This is a genomic window from Arthrobacter zhaoxinii (assembly GCF_024385505.1).
GTDB lineage: Bacteria > Actinomycetota > Actinomycetes > Actinomycetales > Micrococcaceae > Arthrobacter_B > Arthrobacter_B zhaoxinii.
In genome coordinates, this window is record NZ_JANFLT010000005.1 from 729042 (window position 1) to 753783 (window position 24742).

The 24742-nt window shown below is 66.7% G+C and carries 17 protein-coding genes and 2 pseudogenes; 9 read left to right on the top strand and 10 right to left on the bottom strand.

The features are described from left to right. Nucleotides 1-9: 9 nt before the first annotated feature. From cydD to NNX37_RS10870, 3 genes are all read right to left on the bottom strand, one after another. Nucleotides 10-3483 carry a thiol reductant ABC exporter subunit CydD gene (gene cydD, locus NNX37_RS10860; protein ID WP_255792661.1) on the bottom strand — a complete coding sequence of 1158 codons (3474 nt, stop codon included), beginning with the start codon at nt 3481-3483 and terminating at the stop codon, nt 10-12. Next, a complete protein-coding gene (gene cydB, locus NNX37_RS10865) occupies nt 3480-4496 on the bottom strand; it encodes a cytochrome d ubiquinol oxidase subunit II (RefSeq protein ID WP_255792663.1) in 1017 nt (338 codons plus the stop codon). Before cydB ends, cydD begins: the two co-directional genes overlap by 4 nt. Before the next feature lie 99 nt (nt 4497-4595). Then, nucleotides 4596-6197: a cytochrome ubiquinol oxidase subunit I gene (locus NNX37_RS10870; RefSeq protein ID WP_255792666.1), complete on the bottom strand. Its 1602-nt coding sequence runs from the start codon at nt 6195-6197 to the stop codon at nt 4596-4598. Nucleotides 6198-6379: 182 nt separating this feature from the next. Here NNX37_RS10870 and NNX37_RS10875 point away from each other — a divergent pair, with 182 nt between their 5' ends. Continuing rightward, nucleotides 6380-6745 carry a BlaI/MecI/CopY family transcriptional regulator gene (locus tag NNX37_RS10875; protein ID WP_255792668.1) on the top strand — a complete coding sequence of 122 codons (366 nt, stop codon included), beginning with the start codon at nt 6380-6382 and terminating at the stop codon, nt 6743-6745. A gap of 8 nt (nt 6746-6753) precedes the next feature. Next, complete coding sequence (locus NNX37_RS10880) at nt 6754-7746, top strand: M56 family metallopeptidase (protein WP_255792669.1); 993 nt, start codon at nt 6754-6756, stop codon at nt 7744-7746. Nucleotides 7747-7887: 141 nt separating this feature from the next. Here the strand turns inward: NNX37_RS10880 and NNX37_RS10885 are convergent, their stop codons facing one another. After that, nucleotides 7888-9999 (bottom strand): DNA gyrase/topoisomerase IV subunit B, encoded by a 2112-nt coding sequence (locus NNX37_RS10885; protein WP_255792671.1) that lies wholly within the window; start codon nt 9997-9999, stop codon nt 7888-7890. Nucleotides 10000-10239: 240 nt separating this feature from the next. Between NNX37_RS10885 and NNX37_RS10890 the strand changes: the two genes are divergently transcribed. Continuing rightward, the gene (locus NNX37_RS10890) at nt 10240-10461 is read left to right on the top strand and encodes a DUF7455 domain-containing protein (protein WP_146362357.1); all 222 of its coding nucleotides are present in this window, start codon (nt 10240-10242) and stop codon (nt 10459-10461) included. Nucleotides 10462-10710: 249 nt separating this feature from the next. Here NNX37_RS10890 and NNX37_RS10895 read toward each other — a convergent pair whose 3' ends face one another. The 6 genes and pseudogenes from NNX37_RS10895 to NNX37_RS10920 all read right to left on the bottom strand — a co-directional run. After that, a complete protein-coding gene (locus tag NNX37_RS10895) occupies nt 10711-12000 on the bottom strand; it encodes an RNA polymerase sigma factor (protein ID WP_255792673.1) in 1290 nt (429 codons plus the stop codon). Nucleotides 12001-12267: 267 nt separating this feature from the next. Then, nucleotides 12268-13518 carry a DUF4192 domain-containing protein gene (locus NNX37_RS10900; protein WP_255792675.1) on the bottom strand — a complete coding sequence of 417 codons (1251 nt, stop codon included), beginning with the start codon at nt 13516-13518 and terminating at the stop codon, nt 12268-12270. Nucleotides 13519-13644: 126 nt separating this feature from the next. Next, on the bottom strand, nt 13645-14382 hold the full coding sequence (locus tag NNX37_RS10905) for an ABC transporter permease (protein WP_255792677.1): 738 nt from the start codon (nt 14380-14382) through the stop codon (nt 13645-13647). A 26-nt stretch (nt 14383-14408) separates the two neighbouring features. Next, a complete protein-coding gene (locus NNX37_RS10910) occupies nt 14409-15167 on the bottom strand; it encodes an ABC transporter ATP-binding protein (RefSeq protein WP_255792679.1) in 759 nt (252 codons plus the stop codon). Nucleotides 15168-15246: 79 nt separating this feature from the next. Further along, the gene (locus tag NNX37_RS10915) at nt 15247-16584 is read right to left on the bottom strand and encodes an MFS transporter (protein WP_255792681.1); all 1338 of its coding nucleotides are present in this window, start codon (nt 16582-16584) and stop codon (nt 15247-15249) included. 216 nt (nt 16585-16800) lie between these two features. After that, nucleotides 16801-17694: pseudogene (locus tag NNX37_RS10920) on the bottom strand (proteasome assembly chaperone family protein); the annotation flags it as partial. Nucleotides 17695-17947: 253 nt separating this feature from the next. On the opposite strand from NNX37_RS10920, the gene NNX37_RS10925 reads away from it, so the two are divergent. The 6 genes and pseudogenes from NNX37_RS10925 to NNX37_RS10950 all read left to right on the top strand — a co-directional run. Beyond that, on the top strand, nt 17948-19477 hold the full coding sequence (locus NNX37_RS10925) for a leucyl aminopeptidase (protein ID WP_255792682.1): 1530 nt from the start codon (nt 17948-17950) through the stop codon (nt 19475-19477). 190 nt (nt 19478-19667) lie between these two features. Further along, nucleotides 19668-21050 carry a dihydrolipoyl dehydrogenase gene (gene lpdA / locus NNX37_RS10930; RefSeq protein ID WP_255792684.1) on the top strand — a complete coding sequence of 461 codons (1383 nt, stop codon included), beginning with the start codon at nt 19668-19670 and terminating at the stop codon, nt 21048-21050. 122 nt (nt 21051-21172) lie between these two features. Continuing rightward, nucleotides 21173-22942: a 2-oxoglutarate dehydrogenase, E2 component, dihydrolipoamide succinyltransferase gene (gene sucB / locus NNX37_RS10935; protein WP_255792686.1), complete on the top strand. Its 1770-nt coding sequence runs from the start codon at nt 21173-21175 to the stop codon at nt 22940-22942. Nucleotides 22943-23105: 163 nt separating this feature from the next. Then, complete coding sequence (locus NNX37_RS10940; protein WP_255792687.1) at nt 23106-23453, top strand: hypothetical protein; 348 nt, start codon at nt 23106-23108, stop codon at nt 23451-23453. 82 nt (nt 23454-23535) lie between these two features. After that, on the top strand, nt 23536-23964 hold the full coding sequence (locus NNX37_RS10945; protein ID WP_255792688.1) for an OsmC family protein: 429 nt from the start codon (nt 23536-23538) through the stop codon (nt 23962-23964). Nucleotides 23965-24133: 169 nt separating this feature from the next. After that, a pseudogene (locus NNX37_RS10950) lies at nt 24134-24736 on the top strand (urease accessory protein UreD); the annotation flags it as partial. Nucleotides 24737-24742: the final 6 nt, after the last annotated feature.

Below are 24742 nucleotides of genomic sequence, written 5' to 3' on the forward strand. Positions count from 1 at the left end.
CCATCCACCCTAGGACAGAAGTACCGCCCCCAGTGAGACCTCCCGTTCACACCAGGCGGCATCGGCTTGATTATGCGTAACCACCACAACCGCCTTGCCCTGCAGCCCCGATTTCAGGTCTGCCATCAGCTGCGCGCCGGCTGCCGCATCCAGGTGGGCGGTCGGTTCGTCCAGGAGGACGACGTCGGCCTCCGCCAGCAGCGCACGGGCCACGGCAAGCCGCTGGCGCTGGCCGCCGGAGAGGAAATGCCCGCCGGCACCGATGGGTGTATCGAGTCCGTCCGGGAGCGTATCGAAGACCGATCCTAGGCCGACGGCACGCAGGGAACCGATCATTTCCGCCTCCGTCGGGGCGAGGGCGCGGTCGCGGGCCAGCAGCAGGTTGCCGCGCAGGGTGGAGTCGAAGAGGTGCGCTTCCTGCGGGCACCACGCCATCCGCCGGGCCGCCGGCGGCACCGACCCCGCGGGAACGCCGTTGATTCGGTAGGAACCGCTGCGGGGCGGCAGGAAGCCCAGCAGCACGCCGAGCAGTGTGGATTTGCCGCTGCCGGACGGGCCGGTGACGGCCACCCACTCCCCTGCCGAGAGGCGCAGGTCCACCCCGGTCAGGACGTCTTCCGCCGCCCCGGGGTAGCGGTAGCGGATGTCGTTCAGTTCGAGGGTGCGGACTGCCCCGAAGCTGCGACGGGCCGCGGTGTCCTCCCCGGTCGTGTCGGCGTCGATGTCCTCGGTGCCCAGGTCCGGCAGGACCTTGTCCCCCAGGGCCCGCCAGGCGGTGAACTGCTGGATGGATCCGTTGACCGCCACAAAGGGTTCAATCAGGGCAAGCTGGACCAGGACGACGACGGCGGCCACGGTGGCCGGTGCGTCCTGTGCGGCGCGGATCATGTAGACGGCTGCCAGGGAGCAGGCCAGGGCAGTGAGCGCGTTGGCTGCGCCCTGGGCCCAGGCGCTGCGCCGGACCGCCCGGGCAGCGGCGGCTTCGTATTGCTGCTGCCGGGCCAGCACCGGGGCGGAGCTCGAGTTGGCTTCCAGATCGGTGGCCGCGGAAAGGAGGCGCGCCATCGAGGACATGGACCGGGCCTGCAGGTTCACGGTGGCGGCGCGTGCGGCGGCGTCGGCGAACAGGGCCAGCAGCGGGGCAACCACCATGCCCACCACGGTCAGCGCCACCTGTACGGCGAAGCCTTCCGGTACCAGCAGCCAGGTGACCAGGCAGGCGCCGGCCGCGGTCAGCAGTCCGGTCAGGGGTGCGAAGACCACGCGGGGAGCAATGTCCCGCAGCTCGTCCACATCACCCACCAGGCGCTCCAGGGCTCCCGAGCCCCGCGCCACCCGGCGCCAGCCTTCGGGGCGCTGCAGCAGTCCGTTCCAGAGCCGCACCCGCAGCGTGTTGGTGGCCCGGAAGACGGCGTCGTGCAGGGAGAGGCGCTCGAGGTAACGCAGCAGTGCCCGGCCGATGCCGAAGAACCGCACGCCGACAATCGCCATGAGCAGGTAGAGGATCGGCGGCTGCTCCGCCGCCCGCACGATCAGCCACGCGGACAGGGCCGTGAGCGCGACGGCGAACATGGTGGCACCGGTGCCCAGCACCAGGGCCAGGACGAACTGCCTGCTCCACGGCTTCAGCACCAGGAGGTTCTTCCAGAGCGGTTCACGGGGAGCGGGCTCCGCGGAGGCCTCCGCGGCGGCGGGGCCGGAAGCTGCGGCCGCCCCGGTGGATCCAGGGGCCGCGCCGGCACCGGCCGCAAGGTGCGGGGCGGACGGATCGACGTCTGCTGCGGCGGCGGGCAAGGTGTGCCTGCCCTGGCTTCGGCGCAGGGTCGCTGCCCCGGAAGCTTCCGGATCGACGGGGATCATGACGTCGGCAATGGCCGCGGTTTCGGCATCGTGGGCCACCAGCAGAACGGTGGTCCGGCCGCGCAGTGCCCGAAGGGCTGCACGGACAGCGGAGGCGCTGTGCGCGTCCAGGTGCGCGGTGGGTTCGTCCGCCAGCAGGACCCGGACCTCGGGATGTGCTTCGATGCGGGCCAGGGCACGGGCCACGGCGACCCGGCGCTGCTCGCCGGGGCTCAGGTCCGCGGTGGCGGCGTCGAGGAGGTGTCCGGCGTTGATCTGTTCCAGAGCGGCGCGGGCGGCCGCCCGGCCTGTGGTGTCCCTGTTGTTGCTGTCGCTGTCTGCGGCAGGGTGTCCGTCGGCGGCATCGGCGACGGGGAAGCCCGCGTAGAGTGCGATCTCCTCTGCAACGGTGTCCTCGACGAGCACGGGGTGCTGCGGAATCCAGGCCTGCGTGGTGCGGGTGATCCCGTCGACGGTCCCGGTCAGCCGGGTGTCTCCGCCGTTCCGGCGCAGCCCGGCCAGGGCTTCCAGCACGGACGTCTTCCCTGCCCCGCTGGGGCCGGTGAGGGCGGCGATGGTACCTGCGGGCACGGCGAAGCTGAGGTTCTCCACGGCCGGGTGCGGCCGGCCCTCGTAGGCGATGGTCAGGTCCCGGACCGTCAGCGCTGCGGCGGGAAGCGGGCCCGATGCGCCGGCTGTCAGGGGCCGGGCCTCCGGGGCGTCCAGCACCGCGTTGGTCCGGTTCAGTGCTTCGAGGCCGTCCTCGCTGGCGTGGTGCGCGGTGCCCAGATCGCGCAGCGGCTGGTAGCACTCGGGCGCGAGGATCAGGGCAAGCAGACCGAGTTCAAGCGGCATGCCGCCGTGCACCAGGCGGACACCGATGAAGACGGCGACCAGGGCCACCGAGATGGTGGCGATCAGTTCCAGGGCAAGCGAGGACATAAAGGCCACCCGCAGGGTCGCCAGCGTGGTGACGCGGTAGCGGTCGGCCACGTCGCGCAGCGCCCGGGTCTGGGCGCGGGCCCGGCCCAGGCCCACCAGCACGGGTAGCCCCTTGGCCAGCTCCAGCATGTTGTCCGACAACCGGTTCAATGCGTCCACCGCCGCCGCGGTCTTGTCCTCGGTGTGGAGGCCGATCAGGATCATAAAGACCGGGATAAGGGGAACGGTCAGCACAATCGTGACGGCGCTGACCCAGTCCGCGGCAAGGATCCGGGCTCCCACCAGCAGGGGAACGACGGCGCAGGTCACCAGGGCGGGAAGGTACTTGGAGTAGTAGTTGTCCAGCCCGTCCAGGCCGCGGGTCAGCAGCACGCTCAGCGCACCGCTGCCCATCCCCGGGACCGTGCCCCCGTCAGCCAGGACGCGTTCAGCCAGCTGCCGGCGCAGTTCGTCCTTCACCCCGGCGGCGGCGCGCTGGGCCACGCTGTCCTGGCCCCACGCGGCCACGGAACGCAGCACGGCGCCGGCAACCCCGAGGAGGAACACCCGGTTCCAGTCCGGGCCGCCGGCGGCCAGCCCGGCGATGCCGTGTGCCACGGCGTCGGCCAGCAGGACGAGCCCCGCAGCCTTGACGGCGGCAAGCAGCCCCAGGAGGTACAGCGCCCGGCGGCTGGTGGCGCTGACGGGCAGTACCGGTTTCACTGGTTCTTGAAACTGTGGGGGGCAGGAATGGCCTCGGTGGTGACCCGCTTACGGAACACCCAGTAGGTCCAGCCCTGGTACAGCACCACAACCGGCAGGCCGAACAGGGCCACCCAGCTCATGACCTTCAGGGCGTAGGGCGATGCGGAAGCGTTTTCCACCGTAAGGTTCCAGGCGGCATCCAGCGTGGAGGGCAGCACCACCGGGTATATGGAGGCGAAGATCGTCGCCGCGCCGGCCACCAGGAAGACGCCGAGGCTGATGAAGCTCAGGCCGTCACGGTCCCGGCGTGCGTAGATCCATGCAAGGACGGCTCCGACCACGGCAATCACGAGCAGGGGCAGGGTCTCCACCTTGCCGTTCATGAACTGCACAATGATGGCCCATGCCGCCAGGGGCAGGATGCCCACGGGCAGCCAGCGCGTCACGATGCGCTTGGCGCGCTCACGGATCTCACCGTCGGTCTTGAGCATCAGGAACGCGCAGGCGTGGATCAGGCAGAAGGCCACTACGGCCAGGCCGCCCAGCACCGCGTACGGGGTGAGCCAGGCAAAGGCTCCGCCCACGCGGTCGCCGTTCTCGTTCAGCGGCAGGCCGGTGGTGGTCAGGCCGAGCGCGGCTCCGACGCCGAAGGCGGCCGTGAACGCGCCGAGGGCATGGGCCCAGTCCCAGCGGTTTCGCCACCTGTCGCTGTCATGCTTGCCGCGGTATTCGATGGAGACGGCCCTGAAGATGAGTCCCATCAGCACAAAGACCAGCGGGATATACAGGGCGGAGAACAACGAGGCGTACCACATCGGGAAGGCTGCGAAAGTCATTGCACCCACGGTGATCAACCAGACTTCATTGCCGTCCCAGACCGGGCCGATGGTGTTGAGCAGCACCCGGCGGTCCTTCTCGTTGCGGGCCATGAGCTTCATGAGCATGCCCACGCCCAGGTCGAAGCCCTCCAGGAACAGGTACCCGACCCATAGGAAGGCAATCACAATGAACCAGAACAGCGGTAGCGACATTACTTTCAGAGCTCCAGAAATGCCGGCGGCCGGCAGATTGCAGGGTGGTCGGACAGGGTCCGGAGGGCGGCCGCATGCGCGGTTGCCCTCCGGAGAATCTCAGTAGGCAAAGTCGAGGACATCGCCCTTCTTCTTTCCGGGGCTGCCGTCAGGATCGCCGCCGGCGGAATCCAGGCCGCCCGTGCCGCCGTCGTCGCCGTGCAGCAGGTCAGGCATCGCTGCCGGAACGCCGCCGCGGACGAACTTGAACAGCAGCCGCACCTCCACGATCAGCAGCGCCAGGTACACGACGGTGAAGGTGATGACGGAGAACAGCAGCTCCGCCATGCTCACCCCGGGCGAGACGGCTGCGGCGGTGAACATAAACACGCCGTCGGAACCGGTGGGGTTCGGTGCCACAACGAACGGCTGGCGGCCCATTTCGGTGAAGATCCACCCCGCGGAGTTGGCACCGAACGGCGCGAGGATACCGAACACGGCCAGACGCATCAGCCACTTGGATTCAGGAACCGTACCCTTGCGGACCACCCAGAGGGCGAAGGCGGCGGCAACGGCTGCGATGCCGCCGAAACCGATCATGATGCGGAAGCCCCAATAGGTGACCGCGAAGTTCGGCGTGTAGTCGATTTCCATGCCGGAGTTGGCGCCGTACATCTCGTCAGCGGGCAGGTGGGTGCCGTAGGCATCCTGGTACTGCTCCAGCAGGGTGTTCACCCCTCGGATTTCAGTGTCGAAGTCACCGTTGGCGAGGAAGGACAGCATGCCCGGGATTTCCACCAGCGTCTGTACGTCCTCGCAGTTCTTCGCGCCCGGGTCACCGATGGACAGGACGGAGAAGGAGGTGCCGTCATGGCATGCTGCTTCCGCAGCGGCCATCTTCATGGGCTGCTGCTCAAACATCAGCTTGCCCTGCAGGTCACCGCTCACCGCGACGCCGGCAAAGGAGATCATGGCGACGACGGCACCGATGCGCAGGGACCGCAGCCACACGGAATGGTCGGTCTTGTCCCGGCCGATTTCGGGCCGCTCACCCACTACCACGTTGCCTTTGGCGTCGACGGTGTCGATGCCGTCACGGCGCCGCTTCCAGAGGTGGTACCAGGCGATGCCGAGCAGGAATCCGCCGGCAACGGCGAAGGCACCGAAGATCGTGTGCGGGAATGCAACGAGGAGGGTGTTGTTGGTCAGGACGGCCCAGATGTCGTTCATGACCGGGCGCCCGTCCACCATTTCCACGCCCACGGGGTGCTGCATCCACGAGTTCGCGGCGAGGATGAAGTAGGCCGAGAGCATGGAGGCGAGTGTGGTGATCCACAGGCACGCCAGATGGATTTTCGGGGGCAGGCGTTTCCAGCCGAAGATCCACAGCCCCAGGAATACCGATTCGGTGAAGAAGGCCAGGAGTGATTCCAGCGCCAGCGGAGCGCCGAACACGTCACCGACGAACCGGCTGTACTCGCTCCACGCCATCCCGAACTGGAACTCCTGAACGAGTCCGGTTGCCAGGCCCAGGATGAAGTTAATGAGGAACAGCTTGCCCCAGAACTTCGTCATTCTCAGGTACTGCTCTTTGCCGGTGCGCACCCAGGCTGTCTGCATGGCTGCCACCACAATCCCCAGCCCAATGGTCAGCGGAACCATGAGGAAGTGGTAGACGGTCGTGATGCCGAACTGCCACCGGGCGATATCCAGTGCTTCCACGCTTATGTCCTTCAGTCGAGGAACGACTTCTACACGTTGTAGAACCCCTTACTTCTACACAGCGTAGAACAACTCGGCGGAGATTTCTACGTGATGTAGAACAAACGGATGAAACACGGTACATTAGTAAGTCTGGACCTGATACCGGGGTCCACCGGGGTCTCGATCAAAAAAGGATGCACATGGCAACGCTCGGCGATTTGGAACGCGCGATGATGGACCTGCTGTGGGAATCGACCGAAGCAGCAACCGCGAATGAACTGCGCGAGAAGCTGGCGCAGCGCGAAGACTCTGCGGACGGCAAGGGCCTGGCCGTGACCACGGTGCTGACCGTGCTCTCCCGCCTGGAGAAGAAGTCGCTGGTGGTCCGCGAACGCGATATCCGCCCCCACCGCTACCGCGCCGTGACCAGCCGCGCCGAACACACTGCCGAACTTATGCACGAAGCCCTCGGAACCGCGAATGACCGGGAAGCCGTGCTGGCCCGGTTCGTCGGGTCCGTCTCCGACACCGAGGCCCAAATGCTGCGCAGGCTGCTCGGCGCCTAGTACCCCGGGTGTTCTGGGCCTCCTACGCACTGGCTGCGCTGGCGATCGTGCTGGCGTGGCCCGTTCCGGTTCTCCTTTCGCGGGCGCAGTGGCCCGCGCGCTCCCCTTTCACCGCGATGGTCCTCTGGCAGGCCATAGCCCTCGCGGGCGGCCTGTCAATGATCGGCGCCATGCTTACCTGGGGCCTTGAACCGCTCGGTGACAACCTCCTGGCCGGCCTGCACGGCCTCTGGCGCATCCTGCTTGAGGGTGCCCCTGCCAGCACCCTGGGCCTGGTCCACGTTTTCGCCCTGAGCGCCGCGACCCTGCTGAGCGCCCACCTGGTCTTCACCCTGCTGCTGACCTACTACCGCATTCAGCGCGGCAGGCGCCGGCACCGGGACATGCTGAACCTGCTCAGCAGCCCGTCGGCGGATACTCCTGCCACCCTCGTGATCCAGCATCCGACCCCGGTGGCCTACTGCCTGCCGGGCGGTGCGCGTTCCGTCACCGTGCTCTCCGACGGACTGTTGAACATGCTCTCCAAGGAAGAGCTGGGCGCGGTCCTGACCCACGAGCGGGCCCATCTGGCCCAGCACCACCATCTCCTGCTGTGGGCTTTTGCCGCCTGGCGGGCGGCCCTGCCGTGGCTGCCGACGTCGCTGCTGGCCCAGCGCTCGGTCAACGAGCTGATCGAGATGCTTGCCGATGACGAGGCGCTGCACGAGGCGGACAGGATGACCCTCGTCCGCGCAGTGGCCATTGTCGGTTCGGGCAGTGCCGCTCCGGAGGACGGAGCTGAAGCGAAGCTGCCGCCGGCCCTGCCCGCCCCGGGGAACACTCCCCTGCCCCTGGGCGGCCCGGATGCGTCCGAACCGCTGGGCACCGCAGGCCGGCTCAGCCGCCTGCTGACGCCGCAGCCGCCGCTGCCGCGCTGGCAGGAGTGGAGCGTGCTGTGCCTCTCGATCCTGCTGCTGGCCGTACCGACAACGCTGCTGATCGCCCCGGGACTGCTTAACTAAGGCACACCCCTGGTGCGCGTGGGATTCGGCGGACCCGGCAGGACATCCCACCCGGTGGAACCAGACCCGCCCACTCAATCCCACCGGTCACAGCAGCACCACTGCGTGGACAAACCTGCGCCAGCGGGCGGGAAGGTGGCGCTATGCGTCGATCCGGTCCCGGTCCAGCATGGCGGCTCCGGCAATGATGAAGTCCTTGCGCGGCGCCACGTCGCTGCCCATCAGCAGTTCGAACGCCTGCTCGGCTGCAGCGGCTTCCGAAATGCGCACCCGCCTGAGCGTCCGGTGCCGCGGGTCCATGGTGGTCTCGGCCAGCTGGCCTGCATCCATCTCGCCCAGGCCCTTGTACCGCTGGATTGGTTCCTTGTAGCGCTTCCCTTCCTTTTCCAGCCGGGTAAGCACCTGGTGCAGTTCCTTTTCGCTGTAGGTATAGACCATCTCGTTGCTCTTGGAGCCGGCGTTGATGACCTCGACGCGGTGCAGCGGCGGAACGGCGGCATAGACCCGCCCGGCATCCACCAGTGGGCGCATGTAGCGGAAGAACAGCGTAAGCAGCAGGGTCCGGATGTGGGCGCCGTCGACGTCGGCGTCCGTCATGAAGATGACCTTGCCGTAGCGGGCGGCGTCCAGCTGGAAGCTGCGGCCTGAACCGGCGCCCACCACCTGGATCAGGGCTGCGCATTCGGCGTTGGACAGCATGTCCGCAACGGACGCCTTCTGCACGTTGAGGATTTTGCCGCGGATCGGCAGCAGCGCCTGGTAGTCCGAGGACCGGGCGAGCTTGGCTGTGCCGAGGGCACTGTCACCCTCCACGATGAACAGTTCCGAGCGTTCCTGGTCATCGATGCGGCAGTCCGCCAGCTTCGCCGGCATGGTGGAGGTTTCCAGCGCGTTTTTCCGGCGCTGGGTTTCCTTGTGCACGCGGGCGGAGATCCGGGACTTCATCTCCGCCACCACCTTTTCCAGCAGCTGCGAAGCCTGCGTCTTGTCGGCGCGGGCGGTGGAGTTCAGCCGGGCGGTGATTTCCTTTTCCACGACCTTGCTCACGATGGCCCGCACCGCGGAGGTGCCGAGGATTTCCTTGGTCTGGCCTTCGAACTGCGGTTCGGCCAGGCGGACGGTCAGCACGGCGGTGAGGCCGGCGAAGACATCGTCCTTTTCGATCTTGTCATTGCCGGCCTTGAGCTTGCGGGCGTTGGCTTCGATGACCTTGCGGAAGGTTTTCAGCAGTCCCTGCTCAAACCCTGCCTGGTGCGTTCCGCCCTTCGGCGTGGCAATGATGTTCACGAACGAGCGGATGTTTGTTTCGTAGCCGATCCCCCAGCGCAGGGCGATATCCACCTCCGCCTCGCGCTCGACTTCGGTGATCCGGCTGTGCCCGCTGTCATCCAGCACGGGTACGGATTCCTTGAACTTGCCCGAACCGTGCAGGCGCCAGATGTCGGTAACGGCGGCGTCGGCGGCCAGGTAGTCGACGAACTCGGCGATGCCGCCGTCGTGGTGGAAGACTTCCTCCACCGGTCCGTTTTCCCCCGGCGTGCCGGGCAGGCGCCGTTCATCCCGGAGAGTGATCCGCAGCCCGGGCACCAGGAACGAGGTCTGGCGGGCGCGGGCCTGCAGCTCCGTGTAGGAGAACTTGGCATCCGGCGTGAAAATCTGCCGGTCCGCCCAGTAGCGGATGCGCGTGCCCGTGACGCCGCGCTTGGCCTTGCCCACTACTTCCAGCCGTGAACTGTCCAGGAACGGAGAGAATTTGGCCTCGGGGCCGGGCTTCCTACCCGTGTCGTCAAAATGCCCGGGCTCGCCGCGGCGGAACGCCATCTGGTAGGTCTTGCCGGCACGGTCCACCTGCACATCGAGGCGGGAGGACAGGGCATTGACCACGCTGGCGCCGACGCCGTGCAGGCCGCCGGAGGCAGCATAGGACCCGCCGCCGAACTTTCCGCCGGCGTGGAGCTTGGTGAAGACGACTTCGACGCCGGACAGGCCGGTTTTCGGTTCGATGTCCACGGGGATGCCGCGTCCGTCATCGTGGATCTCCACGGAGCCGTCCGGGTGGAGGATGATCTTGATGCTCTGCCCAAAGCCGGCAAGGGCTTCGTCGACCGAGTTGTCGATGATCTCCCAGAGGCAGTGCATCAGGCCGCGGGAGTCGGTGGACCCGATGTACATGCCGGGACGCTTGCGGACGGCTTCCAGTCCTTCCAGGACGGACAGGTGCCGGGCGGTGTAATCAGAACTAGGGGGCGCCACGTGCGTTGAAACTCCTTGGTGCCGGCTGTTTTGCCGGTAGAGATATCCGGGAACAATCAGGGACTCCTTCAAGGTTAATCCCAGGCGGTGACACTTCCGCTCAACGACTCAGCTGCGTGAGACTGCCCACAGGAGCCGCGCCGGTTTCCTACGCGTAGAGCGAAAGGCGGACCCTCCTGCGCGGGAGTGGGTGTCAAAGGTGGTTATATAAAGTATCAACACCCCTTGAGGAGGCAACTCATGACAGCAGCAGTAGCAACCCGTGAGCTGAACAGCCTGGACCGCTGCGACCGTTGCGGCGCACAGGCCTACGTACGTGCCGTACTGGAATCCTCCGGTGGGGAACTGCTTTTCTGCGGGCACCACGCCCGCGCGGTGGAGGCAAACCTCCGTCCGCTCACTTCGGAATGGCAGGATGAGACGTCACGCCTGAACGAGAAGGCACCCGTCTCCGCAGAGTAAACACGCAGTCGCCTGCGCGGTCTGCGGCGCCGCGGAGTAAAGTCCGACGGCGGCGCAGCGTACCAAGCTTGAAGAAGTCCCCTTCCGGGTCGGAAGGGGACTTCTTTTTTGCGCCGCCGTGTCTGCCGGCGTCGCCGCCCTGCACTGCATCACCCAGCTGTGCCGTCCTCCAACAGCGCTGCCGCAGACAACAGCACCCCGCCCGCGGAAGCGGACGGGGTGCTGTTCGTTCGACCTGCCGGCAGATGCCTAGTCCAGGTAGTCCCGCAGGACCTGGGACCGGGACGGGTGGCGCAGCTTGGACATGGTCTTGGATTCGATCTGGCGGATCCGCTCACGGGTGACCCCATAGACCTTGCCGATTTCGTCCAGCGTCTTCGGCTGGCCGTCAGTGAGGCCGAAGCGCATGGCCACAACACCGGCTTCGCGCTCGGACAACGTGTCCAGTACGGAGTGCAGCTGTTCCTGCAGCAGCGTGAAGCTGACGGCATCCGCGGGAACCACGGCTTCGGAGTCCTCGATGAGGTCGCCGAATTCGGAGTCGCCGTCTTCACCCAGCGGGGTATGCAGGGAGATCGGCTCGCGGCCGTACTTCTGTACCTCCACCACCTTTTCGGGGGTCATGTCCAGTTCCAGTGCCAGCTCTTCGGGGGCGGGCTCGCGGCCCAGGTCCTGGAGCATCTGCCGCTGCACGCGGGCCAGCTTGTTGATGACTTCGACCATGTGCACCGGGATGCGGATGGTGCGGGCCTGGTCTGCCATGGCACGGGTAATGGCCTGGCGGATCCACCACGTGGCGTACGTGGAGAACTTGAAGCCCTTGGTGTAGTCGAACTTCTCCACGGCGCGGATCAGGCCCAGGTTGCCTTCCTGGATCAGGTCCAGGAACAGCATGCCGCGGCCGGTGTAGCGCTTGGCCAGCGACACCACGAGGCGCAGGTTGGCCTCGAGCAGGTGGTTCTTCGCACGCTTGCCGTCATGGGAAACCCACTGCAGCTCGCGCTTGAGCTTGGGATCCATATCCGGATCCGCTGCCATCTTTTCTTCGGCGTACAGACCGGCTTCGATCCGCAGCGCGAGGTCGACTTCCTGCTCGGCGTTCAGCAGGGCAACCTTGCCGATCTGCTTCAGGTAGTCCTTGACCGGGTCCGCGGTTGCACCGGCGGAAACAACCTGCTGCGCAGGTGCATCATCGTCGTCGGCATCCGAGTACACGAAACCGGAACCCGTGGGTGCGGCTGCAGTGTCTCCGCCTTCAACGGCGTCGGCGTCGGGCTCAACATCAGAGCTCTCGACTTCTTCGTCAGCCTCGGCCTTGGCAGCCTTGGCGGTCTTCGCAGCGGTCTTTCGACCGGCTGCAGTGGTGCCGGCCTTCGCCGGAGCCTTACGGGCGGCAGCGGGCTTGCGGGCCGTCTTGGCAGCGGTCTTTTCGCCGGAAGCAGCCTCCTTGGGGGCCGCCGCGGACGGGGCCTCAGTTGCGGCAGTGCGCTTATTTGCAGTGTCAGTCTCTTCGACTGCAGTTGTCTTTCTCGGCGACACAGAAAACCTTTCATACGGCGGGTTGTGGCACCGCCATTGGGGGCAACACCACTATGACCCTGTCAAGTCCGTGCTTATTTCCAAGTGTTCGGCTTGGCATGTCCTGATAGAACACACCGTGCCGGTGTTTTGTTCCGCTGGTCACAGGGACCGGCAGTTCAAAGGACACTTGATACACGAACCCGACCGGGTCTCGGTTCCCATTGTCGCACGTTTTCCGTTTCTCCACAGCACGGCGCAGGCCGTAAGGCGGACGGTCTCCGCGGGTCAGTCGTCCGGAATGCCCGGCCAGGAGCCGCCGCGCGAGCGGGACCAGTCCGGAAGGATTCCGGTGCCGAGCAGCTCCCGAAGCAGAAGCGCCAGGCGGTAGCCGGGACTGGCCTCGGCTGCGTGCTGCAGGTAGATCTGCGCCCGGGACCCCCGGCCCCTGGCCCACTCGATCCAGGCCAGCAGTGAAAGCAGGGCGGCCTTGGAATCACCGCCGGCCACCGGGACGAGGTCGGTGAACACGGCGTGCGCCCGGTCCAGCAGGGTCCAGTCCGGGGCGCAGGCACCCCGGCCCACCAGGATGCTGCGGAAATCCGCCGCGGCGGAAGATCGCCGCCGGGCCCGCGGCAGCAGCGGGACCACCGAGGGCTCCCCGGCGGGCGGGCCGGCAGCCCCGGGCAGGACCAGGGGGTGCAGCTGCGGGCGGACCATGCCGTTGGCTTCGGCGCCGTCCACCGCTGCCGCTTCGCCCACAGCGGCCAGGATCAGCAGGGCATCCCGGATTCCCCGGTCGCCGAGGCTGGCCAGGAGGAATCCGGCGCATTCGGCATCGCGGCGCAGCCGATCCCCTCCTCCGGAGAAGCACTCGGTCCACAGCCGGATTGAGCGCCGGAACTGGTCCCGCTCACACCAGCGCCCGGCCAGCACGCCGGCAAAGCGTTCCTGTTCGCTGCCAACCTCCCGCCGGTTCGGCCATTGCTCCGGGAAGGAGTCCCTCACCGCCCGCTCGAGTGTCGCGGCGAACGCACTCCCCCGATACACCAGCTCCGTGTTGAGCATGCTGTCCGCTATCTGCGACCGCGGAGCCCCCGGCCAGGGGCAGCAGTCCGGCCGGATGCAGAAATAGTCCCGCCAGGTCCGGGCGCCGACCAGCCAGCCGTCCTGCAGCGGGATGCCTGCCGCGGCCAGTTCCTTCTCCAGCTTCCGGACCAGCTGCCGGTACGGCGGCTGTGCCGGATTTTCCCAGGGGGCCTCCGTGTACATCGCCAGGAGGACACCGTCGGCCTCGGCATCAGAGGTCAGGAACTGACGGGCGGTGGCTGCATACGCGGCGGTTCCCGCTTTGGCCGCCGGCCAGTGGGGAAGGTCAAGGCGAAGCGTCGCTCCCAGCCGGCCTCCACACAGCGCCATCAGCACCAGGGACTCGTGGGGCTCAAAGCCCAGGGTATGGGGAATCAGGCTGAGGATGTCCGCCGGAGCGCTGACGCGGTAGGGATTGCGCGGGGTGCCGTCGGCCGGTTCTGTGCTCATGCCACAAGGGTCCGCGGGCACCTGTCTTCGCCGCAGATCCGGACCGATACCTGTGCATCCGCCGCAGCCTGGACCGCCGCGTCCGCGGGTGGTGGAGGACGAGTGATCCCCGGCAGTCCGCCGGAGTCATTTCCAGCGGAAAACCCTCGCGGCCACCACGGCGCAACTTACCGTCCAGCCGAGCATGACGGCAAAGGGAGCAACTGTGACTGCCCCTCCATACCAGGCGGCGGTGAGTGCCTGGGTCATGGCACCGAGCGGAGTGAAGGCGGCGACCTGCCGGACCCCCTCGGGCATTAATGGTCCCGGCGTCCACAGTCCGGCGCTGAACATGCACACCATGAAAACCAGGAACCCGATGGCGTAGGCGTTCTGGGCGGTCCCGGCGAGGGCGGCGATGAGCGATCCCACGGCCATCATGGCGGCAGCACCGAAGAGGAGCACAAGGACCACCAGTGTCCCGCTGCCGGGCATCCGGCTGGAAAAGGCGACTCGAGCCAACAGGACGGTGACCGTCACCGCCACGGCGAGCGACACGGCGCTGACGATCCACTGGGCAAAAAGGATGCGGTGCGCCCCCACTGGCGTCACGCCTAGGCGGCGCAGGACCCCGCTTTCCCGGTAGCCGCTGATGGCGGACGGATAGTTGGTGACCGCCACGCTGGCCAAAGCCACCGCAATGGACAGCGGCACGAGAAGATCGATGGGGCGCAGGGCTGCGTAGACGGGATCGGTGCCGCCCAGCGGGGCCCTGGTGCCCGGAATAACGAAACCCTGCAGCAGCAGGATCGCCGAGGGCAGCACCAGTGCCATGAAAACGCTCAGCGGGTTACGCAGGTACAGTGCTGCTTCAGTGCGAGTCAAGGCTCCCAGCGCCCGCATGCTTCCCTTCAATCGGCTGTCGTCTGCTCAATGAAGGCCAGATAGGCGTCCTCGAGGCCGCCGGGCCCACCGGTACCCGTGCCGGAGACGGCCAGCAGTTCCGCCGTGGTGCCCACGAAGCGCGTCCGGCCGGCGTCGATAATTGCCAGGCGGTCGCACAGTCGCTCGACGTCGTCCAGGTAGTGGGTGACGAGCACTACCGTGATGCCGTCATCCTTCACCTGCTGGATCAGCTGCCGGACGTCACGCCGGCCCTGGGGGTCCAGCCCCGTGGTCAGCTCATCGAAAACGACGACGTCGGGGTTGCCTACGAGCGCGAGGGCAATGGAAAGCCGCTGCTTCTGGCCCCCGGAGAGCTTGCCGAAGGGGCGTTTTCGGTGTTGATCGAGCCCGACGGTCCGCAGCAGGTCCGGCACGTCCGCAGGCTCGGGATAAAAGGCGGCAAAGAGGCGCAGGGCCTCCTCCACCCGGAGTGCCGGAGGCAGTGCGGCGGCCTGAAGCTGATAGCCCACGCGCCCGCGCACCGTTTCGCGGTCCTCCGCGGGATCCACCCCCAGGACCGTGACCCGGCCGGCGTCGGGCCGCAGCGTACCGGCAACGCACTCCACTGTGGTTGTCTTGCCGGCCCCGTTGGGACCGAGGATTCCGAAGGCTTCACCGGCCTCAATGGAAAACGTTACGTCTTCGAGGGCCGCGACCTTCCGAAAGGATTTGGCGAGTCCGTTCACGCTTACCACTGTGCCGGTGGGCATCTGCGCCCTGGTCATGCCGACAATTGTGGCGGCGGTGCCGCGGAGGGTCAAGAGTTCCGGCGCCGGGGGTGACGACGGCACCGGCGGCGGAGTGCTAGGGGGTTCCCGGCCCGCGTCGTTCCTCCCGGCGCCGCTGCCGCTCACGGGCCAGGGCTGCACGGAGCGGCGGCAGCGGAGTTCCTTCGTCGGCCAGGCGTGCGCGGATCTGCCCGCGGGTGCGCAGGATACCCACGACGCCCACCGCCATGACGGCGAACTGCACCGACAGGGCAATCCGGAACGAGCCCAGGGCGTAGAGGTTGCCGCCGGAGAAACCGCTGTTGTTCAGCATGTCCAGCACCACGCCGATCAGGTACATGCTGACCAGTGAGGCAATAAAGCCGCCGATGTTCACGATTCCGGTGGCGGTGCCCAGCCGGGAGCTGGGGTTGTACGTCCGGGCGAAGTCGAAGCCGATCATGGATCCCGGACCGCCGACGGCGAGCAGCGTCACCAGAAGGACCAGCAGCCACAGCGGAGCCGGTCCGGGGTAGAGCATCACGGCCGCCCACCCCGCGGCCATAGCTGCGGCGATCAGCAGCACCATGGTGGACCGGCGCAGTGGATGCCGGCCCACCCACGAGCCCATCCAGGGACCGCAGATGATGCCGACCACAACGAAATAGGTCATCAGCCCGGAGGCGACGGCCGAGGACACGCCTTCCGCGCTGACGAGATAGGGGAACCCCCACATCATCACGAACACCGTGCCGGGGAACTGGACGGTGTAGTGGGTCCACATCCCCAGCCGGGTTCCGGGCTGCGCGAAGGCCTCCGCCAGGGAGGTGCCGGTCTGCCTCAGCGGAAGCGGCACCGGCGCCTCGCCGCCGTGGGGCCGGTTCCGCACGCAGGCGAGGACCAGGACGAGCGACAGCAGTGACAGGGACGCAGCCGAAAGAAAGGCCGGGCTCCAGCCGAACCGGTGCAGCACGAAGGCGAACGGAATCGCGCTGACAATTTGCCCCAGCTGGCCGACGATGCCGGTGTACTGGGTCAGGACGGGAATCTTCCGGCCGGAGAACCAGGCCGGAAGCAGCCGAAGCACCGAGATGAAGGTCAGCGCATCCCCGGCACCCACCAGCGAGCGTCCCAGGATGCCGGCGCCGACGGATTCGGCGGTGGCCAGCTGGAACTGCCCCGCGAACATCAGTGCCGCTCCCCCCGCGATCAGCAGCCGGGGGCCGAAACGGTCCACCAGCACGCCCACGGGTATCTGCAGTCCGGCGTACACCAGAAGCTGAACCACGGTGAAGATGGACAGGACCGATGCGGTGGCGGAGAAGCGCTCGGTGGCTTCGATACCTGCCACGCCAAACGAGGTGCGCTGCGTGACCGCGACCAGATAGGCGAAAACGCCGACACCCCAGACGATCCAGGCACGGGTTCCGTTCATCGGGAGACCTGCCCCGGACAGGGGCGGCGGCCCGGGGCTTTAGGCCGTCCCGGGCCGTTCGTTCCCGTCGTCGCTGCCGTGGCCCTCAGCCGTGCCCTCGGTGGCATGTGGTGCAATCTCCTGATCCGCGTTTTCGCTCGGTTCGCTGCTGTCGGGCCCGGCTGCCTGCTGGGTTTCCGGCCACAGTGCCTCGGATTCCTCTTCGGCCTGCGGGCTGGCCAGGTAGGCCTCCACCGCGGCGCCGATTTCCTCGGCATCCGCGAGTTCGTCGTTGCCCTTGACCAGGAGGGAACGCCGGACTGTGCTTTCGGTGTATTGGTCGTAACGCTTCTCCAGCGTGGACACGACGCCCTTGACCTCCGCCGAAGCGTCGACCTGTTCGGTGATCTGGCGTTCCACGTCGCGGCCCGCTTCACGCAGCCGGTCGGTCGGCAGCACCAGTGACGCGGCGGCACCGAGGTACTCGAGTCCGGCGACGGCGGCGGGCGGGAACTCAGCCTCGGCCAGGTAGTGCGGCACGTGCACCACGTGACCGACGACGTCGACCCCGGCCTCCACGAGCCGCACCTCCAGAACGTGACCAACCGCGGCCTGGACCTGGGCGATCGGGGTCCAGGAACTGATCCCCTCCACCAGGTCGGGCCGGTTGCCGTGCGTCGTCACGCCGATGGGCCGGGTGTGCGGGACAGGCATGGGGATCGAGTGGACCCAGCAGACCAGGGAAACCTCGAAGGCCTTCACCAGGTGCAGCACGGCCGCCGTGAAACGCTCCCACTGCAGGTCCGGTTCAAAGCCCGTCAGGAACAGGAACGGCTCCCCCAACCCGTCGTACATCCGGTGCAGTTCGAGCCGCGGCGGCTCGTAGTCGCTGAGGTGGTCCTCGATAAAGGAAATCTGCGGCCGGCGGGTGCGGTAGTCAATCAGCTGGTCCGCGTCGAACGTGGCCACCAGGTCATGGTCGAGGGCATCGAAGAGCTCATCCCGGATCTGGCTGACCACGTGGCCGGCTTCGGCAAAGCCGGTAAAACCGGCAAGGAGCTTCAGGCCGGACAGGTCCCCGGATTCCGCGACCTCAGGATTCAGATTAAACAGGGTCAACGGATCAAGCATGTCTTACCCCTTCCGGGAACTCACGTGCGCTCTCGGCACAGGACGGTGTCCGCCGGTGTTCGGCTGCTGCTGACCGCTGCTGTGCCCTTCTTCAAGGGTAAACGCCCGGACACGTGTGTTTCATTCCGGGGCCGGGCGCGAAGGGGCCCAGCGGATGCAGGACCGGGCGCAACGTTGCGGCGTGCGGGCGTTCTTCAGACTACGATCGGTGGAATAAGCGCAAAGCAACACAGAAACGTGAGGAAGCAGCTTCGTGAACAAAGCCAGTGAACCCAGCCTGTCGGCAGTATCCAGGGACGGGCGGAAGGTTGCCGCCAGCGCCCTCGTGATCGGCGTCGGCCAGACCCCCGACGGTCCCGTCCTCGTCGAAAGCCCGCTTTCGCCCAAGGCCTCTGCTGCCCTGGCTGCTTCGCTGCCGCTCCTCGGCGTCACCGGTGCCGCCGATGAAGTCCACCGCCTGCCGGGCCTGCCCGAGGCCGACGCCGACATGCTGGTCCTTACCGGCCTGGGCAAGGTTTCGGCCGGGGTCGCCCTGACCGAGGAAGCCCTGCGCCGCGCCGCCGGATCGGCCGTCCGCCAGATCGCCGGCACCGCATCGGTCGCCCTGGCGCTGCCGGCCGGCACCGTGGCCGACGCCGCCGCCGTCGCCGAAGGTGCCCTGCTCGGCGCCTACAGCTTCACCGAACACCGCAGCGCCGCGACCGCCGGCAAGGTTCCCGCTCCGGTCGCCGAGATCACCGTTATTACTGCAGCCGCCGACGAGAAGGCCCTGAAGCCCGCCCTCGAGCGCGCCCGCATTCTCGGCCGGGCCGTCAATGCGACCCGCACCCTGGTCAACCAGCCGCCGAGCCATCTTTACCCGGAGACCTTCGCAGCCGCCGCCAAGGACCTGGCCAAGGCGCTGCCCGTGAAGGTCACCGTCATGGATGAGAAGAAGCTCGAACGCGAAGGATTCGGCGGCATCCTCGGCGTGGGCAAGGGCTCGGCCCGCCCCCCGCGCCTGGTCAAGCTTGAATACACGCCGGCGCGTCCCAAGGCCACGCTCGCCCTCGTCGGCAAGGGCATCACCTTTGATTCCGGCGGATTGTCCCTGAAGCCCGCTGCCGGCATGCAGGCCATGAAATCGGACATGGGCGGCGCCGCCGTCGTCCTGAACGCCCTGCTCGCCATCGCGGAACTGGGCCTGCCCGTCAAGGTGACGTCCTGGCTGTGCATTGCCGAGAACATGCCGTCCGGCACCGCCCAGCGCCCCTCCGACGTGATGACCACCTACGGCGGCCGCACGGTTGAGGTCCTGAACACCGACGCCGAAGGCCGGCTGGTCATGGCTGACGGCCTGGTCGCCGCCAGCGAGGAAGCCCCGGACGTCATCATCGACGTCGCCACCCTGACCGGCGCCCAGATGATTGCCCTCGGCAACCGTGTGTCCGCGGTCATGGGTGAAGAAGGCGTCCGGGATGCCGTGAAGGCGGCAGCAGACCGTTCCGGCGAGCTGTTCTGGCCGATGCCGATTCCCGAGGAGCTGCGGGCCAGCCTGGATTCCCAGGTGGCCGACATTGCGAACCACGGCGAGCGTTTCGGCGGCATGATGACCGCTGCCACCTTCCTGCAGGAATTCGTCGGTGAAGTCAACGGCACCAAGATCCCGTGGGCACACCTGGACATTGCCGGGCCGGCCTTCAACGACGGCGCCCCCTACGGCTACACGCCCAAGGAAGGCACCGGCGTCGCCGTCCGTACGCTGGTGGCCTACGCCGAAGACGTCGTGGCGCGCGCCTCATAGCATCCAAAACGGTTCCGTGAAACGGAACTGACGCTTGTGGCAGGTGTTTCTCATTACACTTCGCCCCCTACCGCCTGTGTTCAAGTGGATGCCGGTGGTGGGGGGCGATAGGGTGAGGACTGATCACAAACGCCCAATAACTCACCGGCGCGCATGGGCGCGTCCAACGAAAACGCGAGGGAGCGTCCAAGTGGCCGATAAGGCAGCTGCGCAAGAGTTCGACATCCTGATCCTCGGCGGAGGCAGCGGCGGCTACGCCGCGGCACTGCGCTCCGTGGAGCTGGGATTCTCCGTAGGTCTGATTGAGAAGGGGAAGCTGGGCGGGACCTGCCTGCACAACGGCTGCATCCCCACCAAGGCGCTCCTGCACTCCGCGGAAATCGCAGAGAATGCCAAGACGGCCTCGAAGTACGGCATCAACGCCACCTTCGACTCCATCGACATGACCGCCGTGAACGCATACAAGGACAACATCATTGCGGGCAAGTTCCGCGGCCTGCAGGGCCTGATCAAGTCCAAGGGCATCACCGTCATCGAGGGCGAAGGCAAGCTCACCAGCGAGAAGACCATCGAGGTCAACGGCGAGACCTACACCGGCAAGAACATCATCCTGGCCACCGGCTCCTACTCCCGTTCACTGCCGGGCCTGGAAATCGGCGGCAAGGTCATCACCTCCGACCAGGCCCTGAAGATGGACACCGTGCCCAAGAGCGCGGTCATCCTCGGCGGCGGCGTCATCGGGGTCGAGTTCGCCTCGGTCTGGAACTCCTTCGGCGTGGACGTCACCATTGTCGAGGGCCTGCCCTCCCTGGTCCCCAACGAAGACGCAGCCATCATCAAGCAGCTGGAACGCGCGTACAAGAAGCGCGGCATCAAGTTCAGCACCGGCATCTTCTTCGACAACGTCCAGCAGAACGACGACGGCGTCGTCGTCACGCTGGCCGACGGCAAGACCTTCGAAGCCGACCTGCTGCTCGTCGCCGTGGGCCGCGGCCCCGTCACCGCCAACCTGGGCTACGAAGAAGCCGGCCTGACCATGGACCGCGGCTTCGTCATCACCAACGACCGCCTGCACACCGGCGTCGGCAACATCTACGCCGTGGGCGACATTGTTCCCGGCCTGCAGCTGGCCCACCGCGGCTTCCAGCAGGGCATCTTCGTTGCCGAAGAAATCGCCGGCCTGAAGCCCGTTGTGGTTGACGACGTCAACATCCCCAAGGTCACCTACTGCGAGCCGGAAATCGCCTCCGTCGGCCTGACCGAAGCCAAGGCCAAGGACAAGCTGGGCGCCGAGAACGTCCAGGTCCAGGAGTACAACCTGGCCGGCAACGGCAAGACCTCCATCCTCGGTTCCTCCGGCCTCATCAAGATGGTCCGCGAGAAGGACGGCCCCATCGTGGGTGTGCACATGATCGGCGGCCGTATCGGCGAGCAGATCGGTGAAGCCCAGCTGATCGTCAACTGGGAGGCGTACCCTGAGGATATTGCCAGCCTGATCCACGGCCACCCGACGCAGAACGAGGCGATCGGCGAAGCCGCTATGGCACTTGCCGGCAAGCCCCTTCACGGTTAGCACCTGAGATTCACTCCCCCGGGCCGCATCCCGCCTTGCGGCTGCGGCCCGGGGAAATCATCACCAGCACCAGCGGCACGGCTGGTCACAAAAAAGATCTATCAAGGAGAAACGGGGACAATATGTCTGAAACCGTGAACTTACCAGCCCTCGGCGAGTCCGTCACCGAAGGCACCGTCACCCGCTGGCTGAAGAACGTGGGCGACCGCGTCGAGGTCGACGAGCCGCTGCTCGAGGTATCCACCGACAAGGTCGATACGGAAATCCCCTCCCCCGTTGCCGGCGTGATCGAGGAAATCCTCGTAGCCGAAGACGAAACCGCCGAGGTCGGCGCTGCGCTCGTACGCATCGGTGACGGCTCCGGTTCCGGCGAGCAGAAGGACGACGGCGGCAGCGCCGCCAACCAGGAAGCTCCGGCACAGGAAGCTGCCGAAGAAGCTCCCGCTCCCGCGGCTGAAGAGGCTCCGGCCGCTGAAGAAGCTCCCGCCTCCGATTCCGGCTCCGGCGAGGGCACCGAGGTCACCCTCCCCGCCCTCGGCGAGTCCGTCACCGAAGGCACCGTCACCCGCTGGCTCAAGGCCGTGGGCGACGACGTCGAAATGGACGAGCCGCTGCTCGAGGTTTCCACCGACAAGGTCGACACCGAGATCCCCTCCCCGGTAGCCGGCAAGCTGCTGGAAATCCGGGTCAACGAAGACGACACGGCTGAGGTCGGTTCCGTCCTGGCCGTCATCGGTTCCGGTGCGGCTGCCCCCGCCAAGGCCGAGCCCAAGGGAGCCGAGCCCGTAGCGGCCGCCTCCAAGGACGAGCGCGAAGCGCCGGCCGTTGAGCCGGAGAAGAAGGAAGCCCCCAAGGCCGAGGCTCCCAAGCAGGAAGCCCCCAAGGCCGAGGCTCCTCAGCAGGAAGCTCCGAAGCAGGAAGCGCCCAGCGCTTCCAACGACGGCGGCACCTACGTAACGCCGCTGGTGCGCAAGCTCGCCAACCAGCACGGTGTCGACCTCGCCGGCATCAAGGGCTCCGGCGTCGCCGGCCGCATCCGCAAGCAGGACGTCCTCGAGGCCGCAGAGGCCAAGAAGGCTGCGTCCTCCCAGCCGGCTGCTTCCGCTCCTGCCGCCCCCGCCGCCCCTGAAAAGGCAGCACCGGCGCAGATCAGCGAAGCCAGCGCCAAGCTCCGCGGCACCACGGTGAAGGCCCCCCGCATCCGCCAGACGATTGCACGCCGCATGCGTGAATCCCTGGAGGAGTCGGCACAGCTGACGCAGGTGCACGAGGTCGACATGACCCGCATTGCCGCGCTCCGCCAGAAGGCCAAGAACAACTTCCAGCAGCAGAACGGCGCGAAGCTCACCTTCCTGCCGTTCATTGCCAAGGCAGTGGTCGAGGGCCTGAAGCAGCACCCGGTCCTCAACGCCTCGTACAACAACGAGACGCAGGAAATCACGTACCACGACGCCGAGCACCTCGCGATTGCCGTGGACACCGAAAAGGGCCTGCTGGTTCCGGTCATCAACGACGCCGGTGACCTGAACATCACCGGCCTGGCCAAGAAGATCGCCGACGTAGGCAGCCGCACCCGCAACAACAAGATCGGCCCCGACGAGCTCTCCGGCGGCACGTTCACCATCACGAACATCGGCAGCGTCGGAGCCCTCTTCGACACCCCGATCATCAACCAGCCGCAGGTCGGCATCCTGGGCACGGGCGCGATCGTCAAGCGTCCCATGGTGGTCACCGACGCCGAGGGCAATGACAACATTGCCATCCGTTCGATGATGTACCTCTCCCTGACGTACGACCACCGCCTGGTGGACGGCGCCGATGCAGGCCGCTTCCTGCAGACGCTGAAGGCACGTCTGGAAGAAGGCAACTTCGAGGCAGATCTGGGGCTCTAGTTCCGGTTCCGCTTAGGCAGGGCGCTCTCCCGTTACCGGGAGGGCGCCCTGCGACTTTAACCGGCGGCAGCCCGGCGGAAGTTTCTCTACAAGTTGTAGAAAAGTTACCGCACAACCCCCGGTTTCCGGCGGGTTACTGACTGCGAGTCGATAAACTCGGAGTATGGACTTCCTTCACAACTTCCTCGTTTTCCTGCACATCCTGGGTGCAGCCATCATCGTCGGCCTCTGGATTGCCCGAATCAAGAATCCGACGGTACTGCCCGGCCAGTTCCACGGTGCCCTGCTGCAGCTGGTCACCGGCCTGGCGCTGGTGGCCGTCAATGAAATGGGCGACGGCGACGTCAACCACATGAAGGTCGGCATCAAGCTGCTGATCACCCTGGTGATTGCCGTGCTGGCCTTCATCGGACAGCGCCGCTACAAGAAGGACGAAAAGGTCTCCCCGGCACTGGCGAACGGTGTGGGTATCCTCGCGGTCATCAACATTGCCGTAGCCACTATGTGGTAGTCCGCACAACAGCGGAAATAGGATGGGATGGTGCGCCGGCTTGTTGCCGGCCCCGTCCCATCACTGTTTTAAGGAGACCCCCATGGCTACAGTCCGTTCAGCCCACACCGTCTGGAACGGCGACCTCTTCAACGGCAAGGGAGACGTCACCCTCGACTCCTCCGGCCTTGGAACCTACGACGTTACGTGGAAGGCCCGCGCCGAGGAGGCCAACGGGAAGACCAGCCCTGAGGAACTTATTGCCGCGGCCCACTCGGCCTGCTTCTCCATGGCTTTCAGCAACGCGCTTGCCGAGGCAGGCAAGACGGCAGAGCGGATCTCCACATCCGCTGACGTGACCTTCGTTCCGGGCACGGGCATCACCGGCAGCCACCTCAAGGTCACCGCCGTCGTTCCCGGCCTGACGGCGGAGCAGTTTGACGACATTGCCGAGTCGGCGAAGACCGGCTGCCCGGTCTCGCAGGCACTGACCGGCATCGAGATCACCATGGACGCCACGCTGGAGTCCTAGCAGCCCGCTCCCAGCAGCACAGAGGGCCCCTGTTCCGAACGGAACAGGGGCCCTCTGTGCTGCTGGACGGGCCGGTCCCCGTTTTCCCGGGCCAGAAGTCCCCGTTGCAGATTTGAGCTTCGGCCCCGGCACTTCGGCGCATGTGACCACTTAGACCCAGACCAGGGTCTACCGCATGGACCATGACTACGCCTCCGCGCTGATGAACATCACGGTCGAAGAAGGCGCCCATGTGGAGTACTTGCCCGAGCCAGTGGTGCCCTTCGCAGCTTCGCGCTATTACCAGCAGACATCGGTGGTGATCGACGAGTCCGCAACCTTGCTGCTCGGCGACACCATGTACGCGGGCAGGCTCGCACGCGGGGAGCGGCATGCCTACGATGTGTACGCCTCCGACCTCGAGGTGCGGCGGCCCGACGGCCGTTTGGTTGCCCTGGACCGGGTTCGGCTCAGCCCGGGAGCGGAAGCCGACGGAGCGGTCTCCGGCGTCACCGGGCTCGGCGTGCTTGCCAACCACGATGTGCTGGCCATGCTGTACGTCTTCACACCCCTTGTTCCGGCGGCCCGGCTCGCTGATACCCTGCACCGTGCGCTTGGCGAAAGCGGCGGTGACCTGATCTTCGGGGTGAGCACGTTATCCGGTGATGCAGGCGTGTGGATGCGCCTGGTGGGCAACGACACCGTAGCTGTGGCGGCCGCAAACACGGCCGCCGCAGCGGCGGTGCACGAGTTGCTGACAGGGAAGCGGGCACCCGCAATTCGGAAGAGCTAGAGAGGG

What these genes read in the sequence shown, in the direction of transcription:
- sucB (WP_255792686.1), top strand. Translation starts at nt 21,173, where the DNA reads ATGTCTGAAACCGTGAACTTACCAGCCCTCGGCGAGTCCGTCACCGAA.
- NNX37_RS10890 (WP_146362357.1), top strand. Translation starts at nt 10,240, where the DNA reads ATGACAGCAGCAGTAGCAACCCGTGAGCTGAACAGCCTGGACCGCTGC.
- NNX37_RS10875 (WP_255792668.1), top strand. Translation starts at nt 6,380, where the DNA reads ATGGCAACGCTCGGCGATTTGGAACGCGCGATGATGGACCTGCTGTGG.
- NNX37_RS10900 (WP_255792675.1), bottom strand. Translation starts at nt 13,518, where the DNA reads ATGAGCACAGAACCGGCCGACGGCACCCCGCGCAATCCCTACCGCGTC.
- NNX37_RS10910 (WP_255792679.1), bottom strand. Translation starts at nt 15,167, where the DNA reads ATGACCAGGGCGCAGATGCCCACCGGCACAGTGGTAAGCGTGAACGGA.
- cydB (WP_255792663.1), bottom strand. Translation starts at nt 4,496, where the DNA reads ATGTCGCTACCGCTGTTCTGGTTCATTGTGATTGCCTTCCTATGGGTC.
- NNX37_RS10940 (WP_255792687.1), top strand. Translation starts at nt 23,106, where the DNA reads ATGGACTTCCTTCACAACTTCCTCGTTTTCCTGCACATCCTGGGTGCA.
- NNX37_RS10945 (WP_255792688.1), top strand. Translation starts at nt 23,536, where the DNA reads ATGGCTACAGTCCGTTCAGCCCACACCGTCTGGAACGGCGACCTCTTC.
- NNX37_RS10915 (WP_255792681.1), bottom strand. Translation starts at nt 16,584, where the DNA reads ATGAACGGAACCCGTGCCTGGATCGTCTGGGGTGTCGGCGTTTTCGCC.